Annotated in this window: 16 protein-coding genes and 1 riboswitch; of the genes, 11 read left to right on the forward strand and 5 right to left on the reverse strand. The window is 72.3% G+C overall.

Annotation, left to right across the window (positions count from 1 at the left end; translation table 11 throughout):
• The first annotated feature begins 262 nt into the window (after positions 1-262).
• Together ACTWQF_RS36215 and ACTWQF_RS36220 are read left to right on the forward strand one after the other, a co-directional pair.
• Positions 263-745: a DUF485 domain-containing protein gene (locus ACTWQF_RS36215; RefSeq protein ID WP_443284024.1), complete on the forward strand. Its 483-nt coding sequence runs from the start codon at positions 263-265 to the stop codon at positions 743-745.
• Positions 742-2,418 (forward strand): solute symporter family protein, encoded by a 1,677-nt coding sequence (locus ACTWQF_RS36220; RefSeq protein ID WP_443284025.1) that lies wholly within the window; start codon positions 742-744, stop codon positions 2,416-2,418. The genes ACTWQF_RS36215 and ACTWQF_RS36220 overlap by 4 nt, the downstream gene beginning before the upstream one ends.
• A 21-nt stretch (positions 2,419-2,439) precedes the next feature.
• Here ACTWQF_RS36220 and ACTWQF_RS36225 read toward each other — a convergent pair whose 3' ends face one another.
• A complete protein-coding gene (locus ACTWQF_RS36225) occupies positions 2,440-4,122 on the reverse strand; it encodes an ATP-binding protein (RefSeq protein ID WP_443284026.1) in 1,683 nt (560 codons plus the stop codon).
• Between the two features lie 109 nt (positions 4,123-4,231).
• Positions 4,232-5,170: a sucrase ferredoxin gene (locus ACTWQF_RS36230; RefSeq protein WP_443284027.1), complete on the reverse strand. Its 939-nt coding sequence runs from the start codon at positions 5,168-5,170 to the stop codon at positions 4,232-4,234.
• Positions 5,171-5,381: 211 nt separating this feature from the next.
• Here ACTWQF_RS36230 and ACTWQF_RS36235 point away from each other — a divergent pair, with 211 nt between their 5' ends.
• The gene (locus tag ACTWQF_RS36235) at positions 5,382-6,557 is read left to right on the forward strand and encodes a CobW family GTP-binding protein (protein ID WP_443284028.1); all 1,176 of its coding nucleotides are present in this window, start codon (positions 5,382-5,384) and stop codon (positions 6,555-6,557) included.
• A gap of 67 nt (positions 6,558-6,624) precedes the next feature.
• Here the strand turns inward: ACTWQF_RS36235 and ACTWQF_RS36240 are convergent, their stop codons facing one another.
• A complete protein-coding gene (locus ACTWQF_RS36240; RefSeq protein WP_443284029.1) occupies positions 6,625-9,084 on the reverse strand; it encodes a DNA gyrase/topoisomerase IV subunit A in 2,460 nt (819 codons plus the stop codon).
• Positions 9,085-9,378: 294 nt separating this feature from the next.
• Between ACTWQF_RS36240 and ACTWQF_RS36245 the strand changes: the two genes are divergently transcribed.
• From ACTWQF_RS36245 to ACTWQF_RS36255, 3 genes are all read left to right on the forward strand, one after another.
• Complete coding sequence (locus ACTWQF_RS36245) at positions 9,379-10,719, forward strand: M16 family metallopeptidase (RefSeq protein ID WP_443284030.1); 1,341 nt, start codon at positions 9,379-9,381, stop codon at positions 10,717-10,719.
• Between the two features lie 86 nt (positions 10,720-10,805).
• Positions 10,806-12,176: a M16 family metallopeptidase gene (locus tag ACTWQF_RS36250; protein ID WP_443284037.1), complete on the forward strand. Its 1,371-nt coding sequence runs from the start codon at positions 10,806-10,808 to the stop codon at positions 12,174-12,176.
• Positions 12,177-12,391: 215 nt separating this feature from the next.
• Positions 12,392-12,549: riboswitch (cyclic di-AMP (ydaO/yuaA leader) on the forward strand.
• 14 nt (positions 12,550-12,563) lie between these two features.
• Positions 12,564-13,388 (forward strand): M23 family metallopeptidase, encoded by an 825-nt coding sequence (locus tag ACTWQF_RS36255; protein WP_443284031.1) that lies wholly within the window; start codon positions 12,564-12,566, stop codon positions 13,386-13,388.
• A 134-nt stretch (positions 13,389-13,522) separates the two neighbouring features.
• On the opposite strand, the gene ACTWQF_RS36260 is transcribed toward ACTWQF_RS36255, so the two are convergent.
• Positions 13,523-13,804 carry an HPr family phosphocarrier protein gene (locus ACTWQF_RS36260; RefSeq protein WP_443284032.1) on the reverse strand — a complete coding sequence of 94 codons (282 nt, stop codon included), beginning with the start codon at positions 13,802-13,804 and terminating at the stop codon, positions 13,523-13,525.
• A 169-nt stretch (positions 13,805-13,973) separates the two neighbouring features.
• Here ACTWQF_RS36260 and ACTWQF_RS36265 point away from each other — a divergent pair, with 169 nt between their 5' ends.
• The 4 genes from ACTWQF_RS36265 (at position 13,974) to ACTWQF_RS36280 (ending at position 19,432) form a co-directional block, all read left to right on the forward strand.
• Entirely contained in the window at positions 13,974-16,721 is a 2,748-nt protein-coding gene (locus ACTWQF_RS36265) for a bifunctional acetate--CoA ligase family protein/GNAT family N-acetyltransferase (protein WP_443284033.1), read from the forward strand.
• Between the two features lie 71 nt (positions 16,722-16,792).
• Positions 16,793-17,395: a DUF5998 family protein gene (locus ACTWQF_RS36270; RefSeq protein ID WP_099884820.1), complete on the forward strand. Its 603-nt coding sequence runs from the start codon at positions 16,793-16,795 to the stop codon at positions 17,393-17,395.
• Positions 17,396-17,406: 11 nt separating this feature from the next.
• Positions 17,407-18,621, forward strand: a complete 1,215-nt coding sequence (locus tag ACTWQF_RS36275; protein WP_443284038.1) for an alkaline phosphatase family protein — start codon at positions 17,407-17,409, stop codon at positions 18,619-18,621.
• Positions 18,622-18,715: 94 nt separating this feature from the next.
• Positions 18,716-19,432: a thymidine kinase gene (locus tag ACTWQF_RS36280; RefSeq protein ID WP_443284034.1), complete on the forward strand. Its 717-nt coding sequence runs from the start codon at positions 18,716-18,718 to the stop codon at positions 19,430-19,432.
• On the opposite strand, the gene ACTWQF_RS36285 is transcribed toward ACTWQF_RS36280, so the two are convergent.
• Positions 19,398-20,192, reverse strand: a complete 795-nt coding sequence (locus ACTWQF_RS36285; protein ID WP_443284035.1) for a VOC family protein — start codon at positions 20,190-20,192, stop codon at positions 19,398-19,400. The genes ACTWQF_RS36280 and ACTWQF_RS36285 overlap by 35 nt on opposite strands.
• A gap of 227 nt (positions 20,193-20,419) precedes the next feature.
• Between ACTWQF_RS36285 and ACTWQF_RS36290 the strand changes: the two genes are divergently transcribed.
• Positions 20,420-21,289: a sulfurtransferase gene (locus ACTWQF_RS36290; RefSeq protein WP_443284036.1), complete on the forward strand. Its 870-nt coding sequence runs from the start codon at positions 20,420-20,422 to the stop codon at positions 21,287-21,289.
• The last annotated feature ends 66 nt before the right edge of the window (positions 21,290-21,355 follow it).

Genomic DNA, 21,355 nt, shown 5'->3' on the forward strand with positions numbered 1-21,355 from the left:
CCGCATCAACATCAGCGACCTGGAGGCGGCCGAGCAGGCATTCGACCTGCTGATGGGCAGCGAAGTGGCCCCGCGCAGAGAATTCATCAGCTCCTCCGCCGCCACGCTGGACCGCTCCCGCATCGACGTCTGAGCGACCTCGGAGTCTGATCAACATCCGGGCATGTCCCGCCCTTTCGCCCTCCGACCGGGTCGTCACCTGAAGGGGTGAAGGGGCGGGAATGCGCCAAAAGTGATCTCGAGCCTGCGCCCATCCTGGGGCATGCGCATCGACGATCCCTGGTACGACGCCCTGGCCACGGGCGGACCCGAGCCCCACCGCATCCCTCCCGGCCCGCCGCCCAGGCAACGGCGGCCGGTGACGCCCGTGGCGTACGACGTGTATGCGGTCGTCCAGCGCAGCGCCGCCTTCCAGCAGATCCGGCGTCGCCACCGGCGCTTCGTGCTGCCCGTCAGTGCGGCGTTCCTGCTGTGGTATCTCGGCTATCTGGTGCTCGCCGTCAGTGCGCCCGGGCTGATGGCGAGACCCGTGGCCGGTGTGCTGAACGTGGGTATGGCGGCCGGGCTCGGGCAGTTCGTCACCACGTTCCTGCTGACCTGGCTGTACGCGCGCCACGCCCGGCGGCGCAGGGACCGGCCGGCGCTCGAACTGCGCTGGCAGACCCAGGAGATGACCCGCGGGAAGGCGTCAGCGGGCCTGGACCACGGGGCGGCGTCCGCCGCGGCCGGGGAGGGCGCGCGGTGAGCGGCGATCATCGGATGCTGACCCTGCTGCTGTTCGGCGCCGTCGTCGTCGCCACGCTGGCCATCACCCGCCGGGCGGGCAGCAGACGCCAGGGCTCCCCGGAGGAGTTCTACGCGGGCGGCCGACTCTTCACCCCCATGGAGAATGGTTTCGCCATCGCGGGTGACTACATGTCCGCCGCCTCCTTCCTCGGCGTAGCAGGACTGATCGCGCTCTACGGCTACGACGGGATGCTCTACTCCGTGGGATTCCTGGTGGCATGGCTGCTCGTCCTGCTGCTGGTGGCCGAAATGGTGCGCAACTGTGGGCGCTTCACCCTCGCCGACGTCGTCGCCGTACGGATGCGGGAGCGCCCGGTGCGGATCGCGCTGGGGTGCTCGTCGGTGACGGTCTCGGTGCTGTATCTGGTGGCCCAACTGGTCGGGGCCGGCAGTCTGGTGGCGCTCCTGCTGGGCGACCACGGGGCAGCGGTGCGTACCTGGACGGTGCTGGGGGTCGGGGCGCTCATGGTCTTCTACGTCGTCTGCGGTGGGATGCGGGCGACAACCTGGATCCAGATCGTCAAGGCGCTGCTGCTGATGGGCGGCGCGCTGGCGCTCAGCGTGCTGGTGCTGCTGCGCTTCGGTGGCGACCTGGCCGGGCTGCTGACCAGTGCGGCCGAAAACAGCGGTCACGGCAAGGACTTCCTCGCCCCCGGCCTGCGCTACGGCGGCGCCGGCTGGATCTCCAGGCTCGACTTCCTCAGCCTCGGCCTGGCGCTGGTGCTCGGCACGGCCGGACTGCCGCACATCCTGGCGCGCTTCTGCACCGTGCCGACCGCGCGTGCCGCCCGCCGCTCGGTCGTGTGGGCGATCGGGCTCATCGGCGGCTTCTATCTGATGACCATCGTCCTCGGCACCGGTGCGGCAGCACTGCTGGGCAGCGACGCCGTACGCAGGTCGAGCCGTTCCGGGAACACCGCTGTTCCGCTGCTGGCGGCCGAGTTGGGCGGTGGCGCGGATTCCACCGGGGGAGCCGCGCTGGCCGCGCTGGTCGCCGCCATCGGCTTCGCCACCATCCTGGCCGTGGTTGCGGGCATCACCCTCGCAGCCTCGGCTGCTGTGGCACATGACCTGTATGCGTCGCTCGCGCGGAGAGAGCGGCCCGAAGGATGGCGGCGCGAGGGCGGGTGGCGGCGCCCCGGCGGGTGGGAGCCGCCCGTGGGCCGGGAGCGGCAGCGGTGGGGCCGTAAGAGCGAGGTCGCCGTGGCACGTGTGGCCGCCGTCGGCGTCGGGGCTGTCGCCGTAGGGCTGAGCCTGCTCGCGCGGGAGCTGAACGTGGCGTTCCTGGTGGGCCTCGCTTTCGCCGTAGCCGCCTCGGCCAACCTGCCCGTGCTGCTGTACGCCCTCTTCTGGCGGCGCTTCACCGCGCGGGGCGCTGTCTGGTCGGTCCACGGCGGGCTGGTTTCCGCTGTGGTGCTGGTGGTGCTCTCGCCGGTCGTCTCGGGCGGCCCGCAGGCGCTGTTCCCCGGCCGGGACTTCGCGTACTTCCCGCTGGAGAACCCCGGGCTCGTCTCCGTTCCGCTGGGCTTCCTCGCGGGCTGGCTGGGCACGCTCCTGTCCCGTGAAGACCCCGACGCGGCCAGGCACGCCGAGACGGAGGTGCGCTCCCTCACGGGCGCCGGCGCGGTCTGAGACGCGGGCCGGCGGGCGATCTCACTGGCGCTGTGTGACATCCGCCGGGCCGCGTTCCGGGTGGAGGGCCTCCGGGAGGACGACGGTGAACTCCGCGCCGCCGTCCGGGCCCTGGCCCACCCGCGCGGTGCCGCCGTGGCGCTCCGCGAGCCGTCGTACGAGTGCCAGGCCGAGCCCGCGGCGGCCGTGTGCGGGTGGTTCCTTGGTGGACCAGCCCTCCGTGAAGACCGCTTCACGGTGCTCTGCAGGGACACCGGGGCCGCTGTCGCTCACTCGCAGGCTGAGCCCGGTCTGCCGGGCACCGGTGTCGGGGACGAGTGTCACCGTCACCCGGGCACCGGGCGAACCGGCCGCGGCATCCAAGGCGTTGTCGACCAGGTTGCCCAGCACGGTCGCCAGCTCCGGCGGGTCAACCAGGCGGTCGGGCAGCAGCGTGCCCGGTGCGATGCGCAGGGCGACCGAGCGCTCGGCGGCCACCGTGGCCTTGCCGACCAGCAGTGCGGCGAGCATCGGGTCGCGTATGTGCTCGGAGATCTCCTCGGCCGTCGCCCGGTGCACCCCGACGGCCTCGCTCAGATAGGCCACCGCGTCCTCGACCATGCCCAGTTGCAGCAGTCCGAGCAGGATGTGCATCCGGTTGGCGTGTTCGTGGTCCTGGGCGCGCAGGGCGTCGATCAGCCCCTGGGAGCCGTCGAGTTCCCGGCCGAGGAGTTCCAGTTCGGTCCGGTCGCGCAGGGTGGCGACGGCGCCGCCGTCGTCGGTGGGCATCCGGTTGGCGACCAGTACCCGGCCGCCGCTGACGGTCAGCAGATCGGATCCCGGGACCTCGCCGGCCAGCACTTTGGCCGTACGCCCGGGGCCCACGGCCTCCTGCGGGGACAGCCCGATGTGCTGCTCGTCCAGGTCGAGCAGCCGCTGCGCCTCGTCGTTCACCAGCCGGATCCGCCCCGCGGAGTCCAGCGCGACGACGCCTTCGCGGATGCCGTGCAGGACCGCCTCCCGTTCGGCCAGCAGCGCGGTGATGTCGGAGAACGCCAGGTCATGGGTGCGCTTCTGGAGCCTGCGGGAGACGAGCAGCGCGGCGAGCGCCCCCACCCCGAGCGCCCCGCCCGCGTAGGCGAGCAGTCCGGGTACGGCCCGGGTGAAGCGGGCGCGCACGCTGTCGTAGGCGATGCCGACCGAGACGGCTCCGACGACCTTCCCCTGCTCGTCCCGCAACGGCACTTTGCCCCGCGCCGATCTGCCCAGGGTGCCCTCGTCGATGTGGTGCACCTCCCGGCCGGCCAGCGCAGGCCCCGGGTCGGTGGAGACCCGGTGGCCGATGCGGTCGGGCTCCGCGTGCGACCAGCGGATGCCGCGGGTGTCCAGCACCACGATGTAGCTCGCGCCGGTGGCGTGCCGGATGCGCTCGGCGCGCCGCTGGACGGGTCCGTTGCGGGAGGGGCCTGCGCCGTCTGTCAGCAGGTCGTCCAGGCCGGGTTCGGCCGCCGTCGCCTGGGCGATGGCCAGCGCCCGACGGGACGCCTGGTCGTCGAGCTGGTTGCTGAACGGCGCCAGGAACAGCCCGGTCGCCACGGCGGTCACCCCGGTGACGACCGCCAGCTGCATGAGCAGCACCTGGGACGACACGCGCTGCGGCCAGCCAGGGATACGCAGCTGCCGGGGACGGCGGCCGGCGCGTTGGTGAGGGCGTACGCGGGACATGCGGCGGAACGGTATCCGCCGGGTGCCGCTGATGCACCAGGCCGGACATGGCCGGTTCCCTCGGTCCCTGCTCCCCGGCCGGGGGCGGGCGGTGCCGGGCAGCGCGCCCTCAGGCCGGGTGACCGGCCCCCAGCTCCTCGATCCGCACCACGTCCATCCGCACGGGACTGGCGGGGACGGCGCCGCAGCTGGCGGGTACGGGAGGCCCGTCGGCGGTCTCGGCGAGGGTGACGCGCCAGCGGCGCCCGGCCACATGCAGGACGGTGACGCTCCGGCGCCCGCTGCCCGGCTCCTCCTGCGCGGCCCGCACGGTCAGCGCGTGCGCGCGCGTCTCGCCCGTGTGCTCCCGTACGGCCAGATCAGCCGCCTGTCCCGGGCGGTCCCAGGCCGAGCGGCCACGGCAGCCGTCCGTCACCACGTGGCCGTCCCGTACGGCGTCGAGTACGCCCTTCACCGCGGGTGCGCCGAGCCGTCCGTACGCGTAGCCGTAGGGCAGCACCAGCAGCGTGGGTGAGAAGCGATGGCCGCCGATATGCGTGATCTCCCAGACGTCGGCCCCGCCGGATGCTTCGAGTTCGGCCGCCAGCGGCCTGCCGAGCAGCGCGCAGCAGCGGTCCCGCTTGCCGTTGGTGCACACCAGCGCGAGGGGGTCGCCCTCGTACGGCTCCCAGTCGGGACCGAGTACCGGGGCGCCCTCCAGCGCCGCGAAGTCCAGCTCGCGCAGCGCTGCCAGCCCGTGGCCCGGCAGCACCGTCGTACGGACCCAGGAGGCGCCCGGGACCGTACTGGCGAGGAACACGCGGTGCGGTGCGCTCGGGGACGAGCTGTCGGCGTGCCGTCCGGGGCGCCGGATCAGCGCGACCCGGCCACCGTGTGCGCCGGCTGCCGCATCGAGCGCCTGCCCGAGCTCCGGGTCGAGGTGGCTCTGGGTCAGCGCCTTCTTGCCCCAGGGACCCGGCTGCTCGATCAGCAACCAGGTACGGGCTGTCGCCGCCGTCCCCGCGAGGGGCTCGGCCAGGGCCTGGGAGGCCGTCGCACACGTGCTCACGCAGGCGAGCCTAACCTGGGTAACCGTGCCGTGCGCGGGCACGTTCCCGCGCGCCGTGCCACCCGCTGGTCTCGCCCGTGAGCCCGGAGCGGAAGACCGGAAAGCCCTGTTCGGTACGATCGGCAGCCGTTCAGCGGCAGCCCGAGACGGGGGCCGCAGGGGTCGGAGCCGTGAGGCCGCAGGGGCGGACGAGGCAGGAGGGGCGGAGCGCGTGGGCGATGCGGAGGCCGGTGCACGGCGGGGCACAGTGGGCGGCCGGATCCCGGTCGTCGTACTGGCCGGGTTCCTCGGTTCCGGGAAGACCACCCTGCTCAACCATCTGCTGCGGCGCGCGAGAGGCACCCGCATCGGTGCGATCGTCAACGACTTCGGCAGCATCGAGATCGACGCCATGGCGGTCTCCGGGCAGGTGGACTCCATGGTCTCCCTCGGGGACGGCTGTTTGTGCTGCGCCGTGGACACCAGCGACATGGACGAGGTCCTGGACGTCCTCGCGCGCCCCTCGGCCTGTATGGACGTCCTTGTGATCGAGGCCAGCGGGGTGGCCGAGCCGGAGACGCTGATCCGGATGGTGCTGGCCAGCGGCAGCCCGTACATCGTCTACGGCGGGCTGGTGGAGGTCGTCGACGCGGCGGAGTTCGAGTCCGTACGTGCGCGCCATCCGGAACTGGAGCGCCATGTCGGTGCGGCCGACCTGCTGGTCCTCAACAAGGCCGATCGGGTGACCGACGACCGCCGGGAAGCGCTCCACGCGGAGTTGCAGCGGCTCAGCCCTGGCACGCCTGTCGTCCCCGCCACGTTCGGCCGCGTCGATCCGGCGCTGCTGTTCGACCGCGTACGGCGCCAACGGCCACCCGTCGAACAGCTCTCCTTCGACTCGCTGCTGTACGGCGACGGTGAGGACGAGTGCGGCCACAGCGAGGGCGGGTGCCACCCGGAGCACCTGCACGCCGCCTACGAATCGGTGGAGTTCGTCTCGGACGTGCCGCTGGACCCGCGCCGTTTTCTGGAGTTCCTGGACGCCAGGCCCGAGGGGCTGTACCGGATCAAGGGCTATGTGGACTTCGGCGCGGCCGACCCGGACAACGTGTACGAGGTGCACGCCGTGGGCGGCTTCCTCCGGTTCGCACCGGAGCGGCGGCCCCGGTCCGAGGAACGGCGTACGGAGCTGGTGATGATCGGCGCCGGGGTCGACGGCGCGGCGCTGCGGGGTGGCCTCCAGGCGTGCGCCGCGGGCCCACAGGGCCCGGATGAGCGGGCCCTGTGGGGAGTGCTTCGGTACGTGGACAGTGCGGGCGAGGATGAGTCGGACGTGGTGGTTGCGGCCGGCGAGGATTCCTCCCCCAGCCTCCGGCCGGGAGGCACCCCCAGACCCTCGCCGTTGTAGTTGCTCGCCGTCGCGGCGGGAAGGGTCGCTGAGGGCTTCGCCCCCAGCGACCCGCCTGGGTCGGGGGCTACACCGGGCCGGCCAACGCCGCGATCTGCTTCGTCAGCGGGAGGCCGGAACCGTCCCTGCGGGGGTCGGGTTCCGGGAGCTCGGCGGGGGTGCCGGTCTTGGTCGCGGCCAGCGCGGGTGTGGCGCCCGCCCAGGCCAGCCGCAGCCGGTCCTCGCCCTTGAGGAAGCGCTGGCAGCGCACGCCGCCCGTCGCGCGCCCCTTGCGGGGGTACTGGTCGAACGGGGTGAGCTTGGCCGTGCTCAGTGAGTCGTCGAGCGTGCCTTCCGAGCCGGCTGCCGTGAACACGGCCGCCTCGGCGGCCGGATCGACGGCGCCGAAGAAGATCACCTTCGCGTCCTGGGTGAGCTTGATGCCCGCAACGCCGCCCGCGGGGCGGCCCTGCGGGCGTACCTGGCTCGCCTGGAAACGCAGCAGCTGCGCCTCGTCGGTGATGAAGACCAGGTCCTCCTCGCCGGTGCGCAGCTCGGCGCCGCCGACGATACGGTCGCCCTCCTTGAGCGTGATGACCTCCAACTCACCCCGGTTGGCCGGATAGTCGGGCACCACGCGTTTGACGATGCCCTGCTGGGTGCCGATCGCCAGGCCGGGCGAGGACTCGTCCAGCGTGGTGAGACAGATCAGCGTCTCGTCGCCCTCCAGCGTGAGGAACTCCGAAACCTGGGCCCCGCCCGCCAGGTTGGGCGAGGTCGACGTCTCCGGCAGTTGCGGAAGGTCGACCACCTGGAGGCGCAGCAAGCGGCCCGATGAGGTCACGGCGCCGACTTCGCCGCGCGTGGTGGCGGGTACCGCCGAGAGGATCACGTCGTGCTTGACGCGCTTGGCGGACTCGCCGAACTCCATGCCGCCGTTGGCCGTACGGGCCAGCAGCCCCGTGGAGGAGAGCAGCACCCGGCACGGGTCGTCGGCGACCTCCAGCGGCACGGCGGCCACCGGTACCTCGGCGGAGTCCAGCAGCTCGGTGCGGCGCGGGGTGCCGTACTTCTTGGCGACGGCGGACAGTTCGGAGGACACGAGCTTGCGCAGCTCCGCGTCCGACTCCAGGATCCGGGTCAGCTTCTCGATCTCGCCCTTGAGCCGGTCCCGCTCGTCCTCCAGCTCGATGCGGTCGAACTTGGTGAGCCGGCGCAGCGGGGTGTCGAGGATGTACTGGGTCTGGATGTCGCTGAGGCCGAAGCGCGAGATGAGGGATGCCTTGGCCTCGGCGGCGTTCTCACTCGACCGGATGATTCTGATGACCTCGTCGATGTCGACGAGCGCCACCAGCAGGCCCTCCACCAGGTGCAGCCGGTCGCGCCGCTTGCCGCGGCGGAACTCGCTGCGCCGACGCACCACGTCGAACCGGTGGTCGACGTAGACCTCGAGAAGCTCCTTGAGGCCGAGGGTGAGTGGCTGGCCGTCCACCAGAGCGACGTTGTTGATGCCGAAGGACTCCTCCATCGGCGTCAGCTTGTAGAGCTGGGAGAGGACCGCCTCCGGGTTGAAGCCGTTCTTGACCTCGATGACCAGGCGCAGCCCGTGCTGGCGGTCGGTGAGGTCCTTGACGTCCGCAATGCCCTGGAGCTTCTTCGCGTTGACCAGGTCCTTGACCTTGGAGATGACCTTCTCGGGGCCGACGGCGAACGGCAGCTCGGTGACCACGAGGCCCTTGCGCCGGGTCGTGACCTGCTCGATCGACACCGTGGCCCGGATCTTGAAGGTGCCGCGCCCGGAGACGTAGGCGTCCTTGATGCCCTCCCGGCCGACGATCTTGCCGCCGGTCGGCAGGTCGGGGCCCGGGATGAAGCCCATCAGGGTCTCCAGGTCCGCGCCCGGGTGCTTGATCAGGTGCCGTGCCGCCGAGATGACCTCTGTCAGGTTGTGCGGCGGCATGTTGGTGGCCATGCCGACCGCGATCCCCGAGGAGCCGTTCACCAGCAGATTGGGGTAGGCGGCGGGCAGTGTGACGGGCTCTTGCTCGCTGCCGTCGTAGTTGGCGCCGAAATCGACGGTCTCCTCGTCGATCGACTCGACCATCAGCCCGGCGGCCGGCGCCGAACGGCACTCCGTGTAGCGCATTGCCGCGGGCGGGTCGTCGTTGCCCAGCGAACCGAAGTTGCCGTGCCCGTCCACCAGCGGCAGCCGCATGGAGAAGTCCTGCGCCATGCGCACCAGGGCGTCGTAGATGGGGGAGTCACCGTGCGGGTGGAGCTTTCCCATCACCTCGCCCACGACGCGGGCACACTTCACATACGACCTGTCGGGGCGCAGGCCCATCTCGTGCATCTGGTACAGGATCCGGCGCTGCACGGGTTTCATCCCGTCGCGGGCGTCGGGCAGCGCGCGCGAGTAGATGACCGAATACGCATACTCCAGATAGGAGCCCTGCATCTCGTCGACGACGTCGATGTCGACGATGCGCTCCTCGAAGTCCTCTCCCGGCTCCGGTGCCGGTGTACGGCTTTTACTGCGGCGGGCCATCGCGGCTGCGGCTCCTTCGCTGCTTCGTGCTGTCGCTCTTGCGCTCTCGGGTCGTGCTCTTCGACCGACGTGCTTCCGGTCTCCCGGACCGATCGTGCTCGGTCGTGCTCTCGGTCGACCATTGTGGACCGCCCCACTGACAGGGCGGTCGCTCGGTAGACCGTACGGGAACTTCGCACCTTGTCGGCGTGGTTGCATACAGTGACAGGGCCGCCGGTCGCGTGAGGCGCCGGGCGGTCGGCAGTTCCCGGCGCCCGGCCGGGATATCCCCGCAAGCGAAGGGACTCCACGCCCATGGGTCACACGGCCACGCCCCCGCCGGCCACCGGTGGGCTGACAGCGACGGAGCACCGGCTGGCCAATGGCCTGCGGGTGGTGCTCTCCGAGGATCATCTGACCCCCGTCGCCGCTGTCTGCCTCTGGTACGACGTCGGTTCCCGTCACGAGGCCAAGGGCCGCACCGGCCTGGCCCATCTCTTCGAGCACCTGATGTTCCAGGGCTCGGCCCAGGTGAAGGGCAACGGCCACTTCGAGCTGGTGCAGGGCGCGGGCGGCTCGCTGAACGGCACCACCAGCTTCGAGCGCACCAACTACTTCGAGACGATGCCGGCCCACGAGCTGGAGCTCGCCCTGTGGCTGGAGGCCGACCGGATGGGCTCGCTGCTGGCCGCGCTGGACGAGGAGTCCATGGAGAACCAGCGCGACGTGGTCAAGAACGAGCGTCGCCAGCGCTACGACAACGTGCCGTACGGCACCGCGTTCGAGCGGATGACCGCCATGGTCTTCCCCGAGGGCCACCCTTACCACCACACTCCGATCGGCTCGATGGAAGACCTGGACGCGGCCTCCCTCCAGGACGCGCAGGAGTTCTTCCGTACGTACTACGCGCCCAACAACGCCGTTCTGTCCGTCGTCGGGGACATCGACCCGGAGCAGACGCTCGCCTGGATCGAGAAGTACTTCGGCTCCATCCCGGGCCACGACGGCAAGCGCCCCCCGCGGGACGGCGAGCTGCCCGAGCTGATCGGTGAGGATAAGCGTGAGGTCGTCGAGGAGGACGTGCCCTCCCGCGCGCTGATGAACGGCTACCGCCTGCCGCACGACGGCACCCGCGAGGCGGACGCCGCCGATCTGGCGCTGACCGCGCTCGGCGGTGGCGAGTCCTCCCGCCTCTACACCCGGCTGGTGCGGCACGACCGCACGGCGGTGGCGGCCGGTTTCGGACTGCTCCGGCTGGCGGGCGCGCCCTCGCTGGGCTGGCTGGACATCAAGGCGTCCAGCGGCGCGGAGATCGCCGACATCCAGGCCGCGGTCGACGAGGAGCTGCGCCGCTTCGCGGAGGAGGGGCCCGGCGAGGAGGAGATGGAGCGCGCCCAGGCCCAGTTGGAGCGCGAGTGGCTGGACCGGCTGGCCACGGTCGGTGGCCGCGCCGACGAACTGTGCCGGTACGCGGTGCTCTTCGGTGACCCGCAGCTCGCGCTGACCGCGGTCCGGCGGGTGCTGGAGGTGACCCGCGAGGAGGTGCGGGAGGTGGCGGCCCAGCGGCTGCGCCCCGACAACCGCGCCGTGCTCGTATACGAACCGCTGGCGGACGAGGAAGCGCCCGCGAACGAGGACGAGGAGGCCGGCCAGTGAGCGAGACACCGGCGAGCACGAGCCAGCGCACCGCGGGAGCGGCGAGCACGAGCCCCGCGGGGATCGCGGAGACAGCAGGGAAGAGCATGGAGTTCCACCCCCAGCCGCCCAGCGGCACCCCGAAGCCGTGGGCCTTCCCCACCCCCGAGCGCGGCAAGCTGCCCAACGGGCTGACGGTGCTGCGCTGCCACCGCCCGGGGCAGGAGGTCGTCGCCGTTGAGGTGAACCTGATGGCGCCGCTGGACGCGGAGCCGGAGGGGCTGGACGGGGTCGCCACCATCATGGCCCGCGCCCTGAGCGAGGGCACGGACAAGCACACGGCCGAGGAGTTCGCCGCCGAGCTGGAGCGGTGCGGCGCCACGCTCGACTCGAACGCCGACCACCCCGGTGTGCGGGTCTCGCTGGAGGTGCCCGTATCCCGGCTGCCCAAGGCGCTGGGGCTGCTCGCCGACGCGCTGCGCGCCCCCGCCTTCCCGGACAGCGAGGTGGAACGGCTCGTCGCCAACCGGCTGGACGAGATCCCGCACGAGCTGGCCAACCCGGCCCGCCGCGCCGGCAAGGAGCTCTTCCGCGAGCTGTTCCCCGCCTCATCGCGGATGTCGCGGCCCAGGCAGGGCACCGAGGAGACGGTGCGAGGCATCGACGCGGCTGCGGTACGCGCCTTCTACGAGGCATATGTGCACCCCGCCACCGCCACCGTCGTCGTGGTCGGCGATCTGGAGGGAGTCGACCTCGAGGCGGCGCTCACCGAGAGCCTCGGCAGCTGGACGGGAGCCGCGGCAGTGCCGCGTCCGATGCCGCCGATCACCGCGGACGACAGCGGCCGGGTCGTCATCGTGGACCGGCCCGGAGCGGTGCAGACGCAGCTGCTGATCGGCCGCGTCGGCCCCGACCGGCACGACCGGGTGTGGCCCGCGCAGCTGTTGGGCGTCTACTGCCTGGGCGGCACGCTCACCTCCCGGCTGGACCGGGTGCTGCGTGAGGAGAAGGGCTACACCTACGGCGTGCGCGCCTTCGGCCAGGTGCTGCGTTCCGCCGAGGACGGCAGCGGTGCCGCACTGCTGGCCATCAGCGGCTCGGTGGCCACCGATGTGACAGGGCCCGCGCTGGACGACCTGTGGCAGGTGCTGCGGAAGCTGGCGGACGAGGGACTGACCGACGAGGAACGGGACATCGCGGTACGGAACCTGGTGGGTGTCGCGCCGCTGCGCTACGAGACGGCCGCGGCCGTCGCGGGGACGCTGGCCGACCAGGTCGAGCAGTATCTGCCGGACGACTACCAGGCCCGGCTCTACGCCCAACTCGCCGAGACGGGCACGGTGGAGGCCACGGCGGCGGCGGTGAGCGCCCTGCCCGCCGGCCGGCTGGTGACGGTGCTCGTCGGCGACGCCTCGCAGATCGCCGATCCGGTACGGGAGTTGGGGATCGGCGACGTCAAGGTGGTCTCCGGCTCCTGAGCCCGCGGGCGGAGGCGCGAACGGCGGTCAGAAGTGGGGCCCGGGAGGAGGAATCGCTCCTTCCGGGCCCCTCTCAATGTCCGATTCTGTCGCGGTTGCTGATGAGTTGGAGTGTGGCGTACGTGACAAACCCAGGGATTCGTTTGCCGCCCGGAGTTGGCCCCGTTTAGCGTCGGTGCCGCTGTTCGTCAGAAGTGACCGCACCCGCGGCCGACGGACAGCCATCGCCGAATCCCCGAGGCGCACCTGCCGAGGGGGACCGGGGACCCAGGTCCCATTGGGGTGAATCGGACGGCCTCGCAAGAGGCGGCCCGTAGGAGACCTTCCTGCTCCGAACCCGTCAGCTAACCCGGTAGGCGAGAAGGAAGGAAAGGAGTACGCCTCCGTATGGCGTTCACCCGTGCCACTGGTAAGCACAGGCGTCCGAGTAAGACCCGTCGGGCCGCAGGGGGAGCGGCAGGCATAGCCGGTCTCGCCACCGTGGGCGTCGTAGGGTCCATCGCCACCCCCGCATTCGCCGCGAGCGGCGGCGGACAGAACAACGCCCCCGTCCAGCACGACGCCAAGGTGAGCGAGGTCGTCGGCGGCCCGATCTCCGAGACGCTGGACCAGCAGGCATACGAGCAGGCCCTCCAGGCGGAGCAGACCAAGGCCGAGACCGACGCCAAGGAGGAAGCCGCCAAGGCGAAGGCGGACGCCAAGCGGAAGGCCGACGAGGCCAAGCGCAAGGCCGCCGCCGAGAAGGCGGAGAAGGCGCGCGAGGCGAAGGAGAGGGCCGCCCGGGAGGCCAAGCGGGCGAAGCTCAACGCCTACGTGATGCCTGTCGAGGGCTCCTACGTCTCCACCGGTTACAAGCAGGGCGGCGGCATGTGGTCGTCCGGCAGCCACACCGGCATCGACTTCCACGCGGGCATGAACACCCCGGTCCAGTCCGTGGCCGCGGGCGAGGTCGTGGAGGCCGGCAACGGCGGGGCCTACGGCAACAACGTCGTCATCAAGCACAAGGACGGCACGTACACGCAGTACGGCCACCTGAACTCGATCAGCGTCTCGGTCGGCCAGCAGGTCAAGTCGGGCCAGCAGATCGGCCTCTCCGGCTCCACCGGCAACTCCTCCGGCCCCCACCTGCACTTCGAGGCCCGCACCTCCCCCGAGTACGGCTCGGACATCGACCCGGTCGCCTACCTCCGCGAGCACGGCGTGAAGGTCTGACCGAACGTTGCGGCTTCGCCCGTCGCGGCGGACATTTACGAGGGGGGCGCTGCACCGCCAGGTGCAGCGCCCCCCTCGTGCTCCCCGGCGACACGCTCATGCCGGCGGGCGAGCCCTCGCGCTCGGTCAGACCCTCACACCGTCTCGGGCAGCTCCTCCAAGCCCTCGGAGACCAGCTTCGCCAGCCGGTCGAGGGCCTCCTCCGCACCGTCCGCCTCGGAGGTGAGGACGATCTCCTCGCCCCCCTCCGCACCCAGGCCGAGCACACCGAGCATGGAGGCCGCGTTGACGGGGTTGCCCTCGCCCTTCCGGACGGTGACCGGGACCCCGGCTGCCGAGGCGGCACGGACGAAGATGGAGGCGGGGCGGGCGTGCAGCCCCTCGGCCCAGCCGACGGTGACACGGCGCTCAACCATGGTGTTGCCCTTCGTTCGTCAAACTTGTCCAGACCAGATTTCCACGATTGCCGAGGTGCTCCGTGAGCCGGCGGGTGCGGGCCAGGAAGCGGCGGCGCTCATGCCAGCGACGATACGACGCATCCCGTATCCCTGAGCACCCACCCTCCCTCCGCCGTACGCTGGCCCCATGCCGAGCCCCGAGGAGCGCGCCTACCCCGCCCACTGGGAAGCGGACATCGTGCTGCGCGACGGCGGTACGGCCCGGGTCCGGCCGATCACTCCGGACGACGCGGAGCGGCTGGTCAGCTTCTACGAGCAGGTCTCCGACGAGTCGAAGTACTACCGCTTCTTCGCGCCCTACCCCCGGCTGTCCGACCGCGATGTGCGCCGCTTCACGCACCACGACTACGTCGACCGCGTCGGCCTGGCGGCGACCATCGGCGGTGAGTTCATCGCGACCGTCCGCTACGACCGCATCGACCACCTCGGCCGCCCCGCCAGCGAGCCCGCGGACGAGGCCGAGGTCGCCTTCCTGGTCCGCGACGACCAGCAGGGCAGGGGAGTGGCCTCCGCGCTCCTCGAACACATCGGTGCCGTCGCCCGGGAGCGCGGCATCCGCCGCTTCGCCGCCGAGGTGCTGCCCGCCAACACCAAGATGATCAAGGTGTTCACGGACGCCGGATACTCCCAGAAGCGCAGCTTCGAGGAAGGCTCCGTCCACCTCACCTTCGACCTGGAGCCCACCGAGCGCTCCCTGGCCGTCATGCGGGCCCGCGAACAGCGCGCCGAGGGCCGCTCCGTCGCCCGGCTGCTGGCCCCCGGCTCCATCGCCGTCGTCGGCGCCAGCCGCACCCCCGGCGGAGCGGGGCGTGCCGTGCTGGGCAGCCTGCGCGCCGGAGGCTTCGCCGGGCGGCTGTACGCGGTCAACCACGCGCTGGACCCGGAGGCGTCCCCGACGCTGGCCGGGGTGCCCGGCCACCGGTCGGTGCGGGAGATCCCCGAACACGTCGACCTGGCCGTGCTCGCCGTCCCCGCCGACCAGCTGCACACCGTCATCGGCGAATGCGGCGAGGCGGCCGTGCAGGGGCTGGTCGTCCTCTCCGAAGGGGTCGGCCGGGACGAGCAGCGCGAACTGGTCAGGCTCGCCCGCTCCTACGGCATGCGGCTGATCGGCCCCGGAGCCCTCGGGCTGATCAACACCGGCGAGGACGTACGGCTCAACGCCACCCCCTCCCTGCGGATGCCCGCGCGGGGCAGGATCGGCGTCTTCACCCAGTCCGGCGCCATCGGCATCGCCCTGCTCGACGGGCTGGACCGGCGCGGCAGCGGACCGTCCTCCTTCGTCTCCGCGGGCAACCGGGCCGACGTCTCCGGGAACGATCTCCTCCAGCACTGGGACGAGGACACGGCGACCGACGTCGTCCTCATGTACCTGGAATCCATCGGCAACCCGCGCAAGTTCACCCGGCTCGCCCGGCGCACCGCCGCCCGCAAACCGGTCGTCGTCGTCAAAGGTGCCCGGCAGCGCGGCAGTGCGCCCCCGCCGGGCCACGCGGCGCCGGCAGCCCGCACCCCCGACGCCACCGTCTACGCGCTGCTGCGCCAAGCGGGCGTCCTGATGGTCGACACCTTCACCGACCTGCTGGACACCGGCGTACTCCTCGCCGAGCAGCCGCCGCCCACGGGCCCGCACGTCGGCATCCTCGGCAACACCGAAGCGATGAGCCTGCTGACCTACGACGCCTGCCTCACCGACGGGCTGCGGCCCCGCCCCGTCGTGGCGCTGCCCAGCTCGGCCGGGCCCGGCGACTTCGGCAGGGCGCTGCGCGAGGCGCTCGGCGACGCGGCCACCGACGCGGTGCTGGTCACCGTCATCCCCGCCGTCCCCGCCGAGCTGCCCGGCGGCACCGGCATGGCCAGGCCGGAGTCCCCGCCCGACGGCCATGTCGAGGCCCTGGCCGACGCGCTGCGGGAAGCCGTCGAGGCCGTCGCCGCGACCGAGGGTGCCCCGCGCAAGCCGGTGGCGGTCGTCCACCTGGCGATGGAGGGCCTGCAGAAGGCGCTCGCCAAGCGCGGACTGCCCTCCTACCCGACGCCCGAGCGGGCCGCCCGCGCCCTGGCCGAGGCAGTGCGCTACTCCCGGTGGCGCGCGGAAGCCGGCGACCCGGGCAAGGTCCCCGACCTGGAGGTCGACGAGTCCGCCGCCGCCCAGCTGCTGGCCCGCGCGACCCCCGCAGCACCCGAGCGTGGCCGTGCCCTCACGGACGAGGAAGCGGCCCGGCTGCTGCACAGCTACGGCATCGCCGTCCAGCCCACGCTCCCAGCGCCGGACGCCGACACGGCCGTCGAGGCGGCCCGCACTCTCCGCTTCCCCGTCGCACTCAAGACCACGGCGCCCCATCTTCGGCACCGCGCCGACCTCGGCGGGGTACGGCTGGACATCGCGGGCGAGGCAGGGCTGCGGCGCGCCTACGGAGAGCTGATCCAGGCGCTCGGCGCACCCGAGGAGCTGCGCCCTGTGGTGCAGGCGATGGCACCGCGGGGCGTGGGCACCGTGGTGCGGGGCACGCTCGACCCGGCCATCGGCGCCGTGCTGTCCTTCGGTCTCGCGGGCCCGCCCTCCGAGCTGCTGGGCGATACGGCACACCGGCTGGTGCCGGTCACCGACAAGGAGGCCGCCGGGCTGATCCGGGCGATCCGCTCGGCGCCGCTGCTGTTCGGCTGGCGCGGCGCCGAGCCCTCGGACACCGCCGCGCTGGAGGAGGTGCTGCTGCGGGTCTCGCTGCTGATGGACGATCATCCGCAGGTCGTCGCCGTCGAACTCGACCCGGTCGTGGTGGCACCCCGGGGTGTGACTGTGCTGAGTGCTTCCGTCCGCGTCGCCGAGCCCGGAACCCGCCCCGACCTGGGCGCCCGTCGCCTCCCGGCGTACTGACGGCGCACCGGGGGCGTACGGTGGGGAGCGGGCCGGGGCTGCGTCGCCGTACGGCCCTTAGGATGGCTGTCATGGCGAAGACCGGTACGACGACGCAGGGTCTGCGTGAGGCGATCGAGCGCAGCGGCTACTACCCGGCCCTCGTAGCCGAGGCTGTCGAGGCAGCGGTGGGTGGCGAGCCAGTGGCCTCGTACCTCGTGCATCAGGAGACGACGTTCGACTCCAACGAGGTCCGCCGCCACGTCACGGTCCTGGTGCTCACCCGCACCCGCTTCCTCGTCAGCCACACCGACGAGCAGGCGGCGGACGGCACCTCGCCCTCTCCGTACGCCACCACCTCCACCGAGTCCGTGAAGCTGGAGCGGATCTCCTCCGTCGTGCTCTCCCGGGTGGTGGCCAACCCCGAGTCCTACACCCCCGGCACACTGCCCCGCGAGGTCGTCCTCACCATCGGCTGGGGCGCCGTCTCCCGCCTCGACATGGAGCCCGCGACCTGCGGCGACCCCAACTGCGAGGCCGACCACGGCTACACGGGCTCCGCCACCGCCGACGATCTCTCGCTGCGGGTCAGCGAGGCCGGTGACGGCCCGGACACCGTCCGTCAGACCCTCGCCTTCGCGCAGGCGCTGTCCGAGGCCACCGCCGGAGCCACCCGGGTCGGACCCCCGCAGTGACCGCTGAGAACATCCCGCACCCGCTTCCGACGGCCCCGCAGGTCCTGCACGACGGGGCTTTCCTGGACGCACCGCTCGACCCGCGCACCGCACCCGTCCCGCGCTACGGCACCGGCTCGCTGGCCGACCTGCTGCCCTCCCTCGCCGCCGGACTCGGTGTCCCCGGCATGACGGCCGGACTGCCTCTCCCGCCCGCCGACCGCGTCTGCGTCTTCCTGGTGGACGGCATGGGCTGGGAAGCACTCAAGGCGCACCCGGACGAAGCACCGTTCCTCACCTCACTGCTGCCGAGCTCCACCGCCGGCACCGGCGAGCCGATCACTTCCGGCCTCCCCTCCACCACGGCCACCTCGCTGGCCTCCGTCGGCACCGGCCGTGTCCCGGGCGAACACGGACTGCCCGGCTACACCGCGCTGGACCCGGCCACCGGCCGGCTGATGAACCAGCTCCGCTGGCAACCCTGGACCGACCCGCACGTGTGGCAGCCGTACCCCACCGTCTTCCAGCAGGCCGAGGCCGCCGGAGTGGCGGCCTGCCAAGTGACGGCGCCGCACTTCGAGCACACCCCGCTCACCAAGATCGCACTGTCCGGCGGCACCTTCCTCGGCCGGCTCTCCGCCGAGGACCGCATGGATCTGGCGGCCGAGCGCCTCGCCGCCTCGGACCGCGCCCTCGTCTACACCTATTACGCGGAGCTGGACGGCAACGGCCACCGCTACGGCATGGACTCGGACGCCTGGCGCGGCCAGCTGATGTACGTCGACCGGCTCGCACAGCGCCTGGCCGAGCAGCTGCCGCCGCGCTCGGCGCTCTACATCACCGCGGACCACGGCATGGTCGACATCCCCGGAAGCCCGGAGGCCCGGATCGACTTCGACGAGGACTGGGAGCTGAGCGCAGGCGTCGCCCAGCTGGGCGGCGAGGGCCGGATGCGGCACGTCTACGCCGTCCCCGGTGCGGCGGGCGACGTACACGCCGTCTGGCGCGAGGTGCTCGCCGGGCAGGCGTGGGTGGCCACCCGCGAAGAGGCCATCGGCCTCGGCTGGTTCGGCCCCGGAGTGGAGCCGCGGGTGCGTGGCAGGCTCGGCGACGTGATCGCCGCGATGCGCGACGACGTGGCCGTGGTGGCCACCCGCCGCGAGCCCAAGGAGTCCGAGCTGATCGGGATGCACGGTTCGGCGACCGCCGCCGAACAGCTCGTCCCGCTGCTGGAGGTCCGCACCTGACGCCCGGCGTCCCGCGTTCCGTACGCGCGCCCCCGGCGTTCCGTACGCGCTGCCCCCGCCCGAGGAACCGCACCGAGAAAGGCCCGAACGTCCCATGCCAGAGCTGGTGTTCTTCTCCGGAACGATGGACTGCGGAAAGAGCACGCTCGCGCTCCAGATCGAGCACAACCGCTCGGCGCGCGGTCTCCAGGGCCTGATCTTCACCAGGGACGACCGCGCAGGCGCCGGCAAGCTCTCCTCCCGGCTCGGCCTGGTCGCCGAGGCTGTCGAGGTGGCCGAGGACCTCAACTTCCAGCAGCACCTGGTCCGCCACCTGACCGCGGGCGGACGCACCGACTATGTGATCGTGGACGAGGCGCAGTTCCTCTCGCCCGAACAGGTCGAGCAGCTCGCCAGGGTCGTGGACGACCTGGGCATCGACGTCTATGCGTTCGGCATCGCCACCGACTTCCGCACCCGCCTCTTCCCCGGCTCCCAGCGGCTGATGGAGCTCGCCGACCGGCTGGAGACCCTCCAGGTGGAGGCGCTGTGCTGGTGCGGCGCCCGTGCCACCCACAACGCACGCACCGTCGGCGGCCGAATGGTGGTCGAGGGCGCGCAGGTGGTCGTGGGGGACGTGGGCGAACCCAGCGGCCAGGTCGGCTACGAAGTGCTGTGCAGGCGCCACCACCGCAGGCGGCTCACCGCGGCCTCGGCGGGCGCCGGCGCGCTCTCGCCCGACGTCCTCCCCGTGGACGAACCCACAGCGGCCCCGAACGTGCCGCCTCGTCGCGGTCTCAGCGATCCGCTGCGACGGGCCGGATCACACTGAAGTGCGCACCCTCCGGGTCCGCGAGCGTCGCCAGCCTTCCGTACGGTGAGTCGTCGGGGGCGCGCACCACCCGGCCCCCCAGCTCCTCGGCGCGCCGCGCCATCCCGTCCGGGTCGTCCACCGCGAAGTACGTGCGCCAGTGCGGCCCGCGGTCGCGCGGCAGCGCATCGCCGACCCCTTGGATTCCGGCCACCGGTTCACCGTCCGCGCAGAGCGTCAGATAGTCGAAGCCGGGCGCCTCGATGCTCTCCGCGTCGTAACCGAACACCGCCTGGTAGAACTTGACCACCGTGCTCGTCTCCCGGGTGACGAGCTCGAACCAGACCGGTGCCCCCAACATCCCCCGCGGCGCCGTCCCCAGGGCCGGAACGTGCGCGTCCTGCCACAGCCCGAACGGGGCACCGTGCGGATCGGCGACGATGGCCATCCGCCCCGCCTTCTCCGCATCCAGCGGTCCCACCGCGACCGTGCCGCCGTACGAACGGACCGCGGACGCCGTCTCGTCGGCGTCGGCGGTCGCCAGATAGGGCAGCCACGCGGTCGGCAGCTGCCTGCCGTCCGCCTTCTTCCCCAGCCCCGCGACCTCGTGCCCACCCGCGACCGCCCGTACATACGGGCCCAGCTGCTGTGGTCCGGACCGGAACTCCCAGCCGAACAGCCCCTGGTAGAACTCCTTGCCGACATCCAGCCCGTGCACCATCAGGCTCGCCCACGCGGGCGCGCCAGGCGTGTGCCGTAGCCGAGTCGCTGCCTCGGTCATCTGCTTCGCTCCTTGACCATCATCGATGCGGTCGTGCGGGTGGAATTGCCTCGGCGTCCTTGCCGCGGCTCCGTGACTACTCGCCAGTGCAGATGCTGTCACCACCTGTCGTGCCGCGCTCCTCGGCCGCGCCGCTTTTTTGCCGCATCCAGACGGAGAATCCCCGATCCGTGTGCCGTCACAGAACCGCGGACCCGGCGAGCGGGAGGCTGCGCGAAGATGGCGCCATGACAGCCATCATCTCCGTACCGGCACTCGCGAGCGACCTCGCAGCCGGAGCCGCCCCCGTGCTGCTCGACGTGCGCTACAAGCCAGGCGATCCCCCCGGCCTGCCCGCCTACCAGAAGGGCCACCTGCCCGGCGCCGTCTACATCGACCTGGAGAGCGAGCTCGCCGCCAAGCCGGGGCAGGGGACAGGCCGCCACCCGCTGCCCCCGCTGGACGTTTTCGGCGCAGCCATGCGCCGTGCGGGTGTCTCCGCGGACCGCCCTGTTGTCGTCTACGACGCGGGCGGCCTCGGTGGCGGCTGGGCGGCGGCCCGCTGCTGGTGGCTGCTCCGCTGGGCGGGCCACCCCGACGTCCGGGTGCTGGACGGGGGCCTGGAGGCGTGGCAGAGCTACCGCGGCCCGGAGGGCGGGGGAGCGTTGCCGGTCAGCACCGAGACCCCCGACCCCGCCCCCGGCGATTTCACCCCCTCGCCGGGCGGCCTGCCCACCCTGGACGCCGACGAGGCCGCCGCGCTGGCCCGGCGCGGGGTGCTGCTGGACGCGCGCGCCGCGGAGCGCTACCGGGGAGAGGTCGAGCCCATCGACCCGGTGGCGGGTCACATTCCGGGCGCCGTCTCGGCCCCCACCACGGAGAACCTCACCGACGCGGGCACGTTCCGCTCCGCGGACGCCCTCGCGGAGCGCTTCGAGGCCCTCGGCGCCGGCCCCGACACCGAGGTCGGCGTCTACTGCGGCTCCGGCGTCTCCGCCGCCCAGGAAGTCCTCGCCCTGCACCTCGCGGGCATCGACGCAGCCCTCTATGTGGGCTCTTGGAGCGAGTGGACGGCGGATCCCCACCGCCCGGTAGCCACCGGCCCCGAACGAGGCTGAGGCCGTCGCCCTTTTGGGGAGCGCGAAGTGGGCGCTGAACCGTCAGGTGCACCGCCCCCTTCGTAC

This window comes from Streptomyces sp. 8N114 (assembly GCF_052245835.1).
GTDB lineage: Bacteria > Actinomycetota > Actinomycetes > Streptomycetales > Streptomycetaceae > Streptomyces.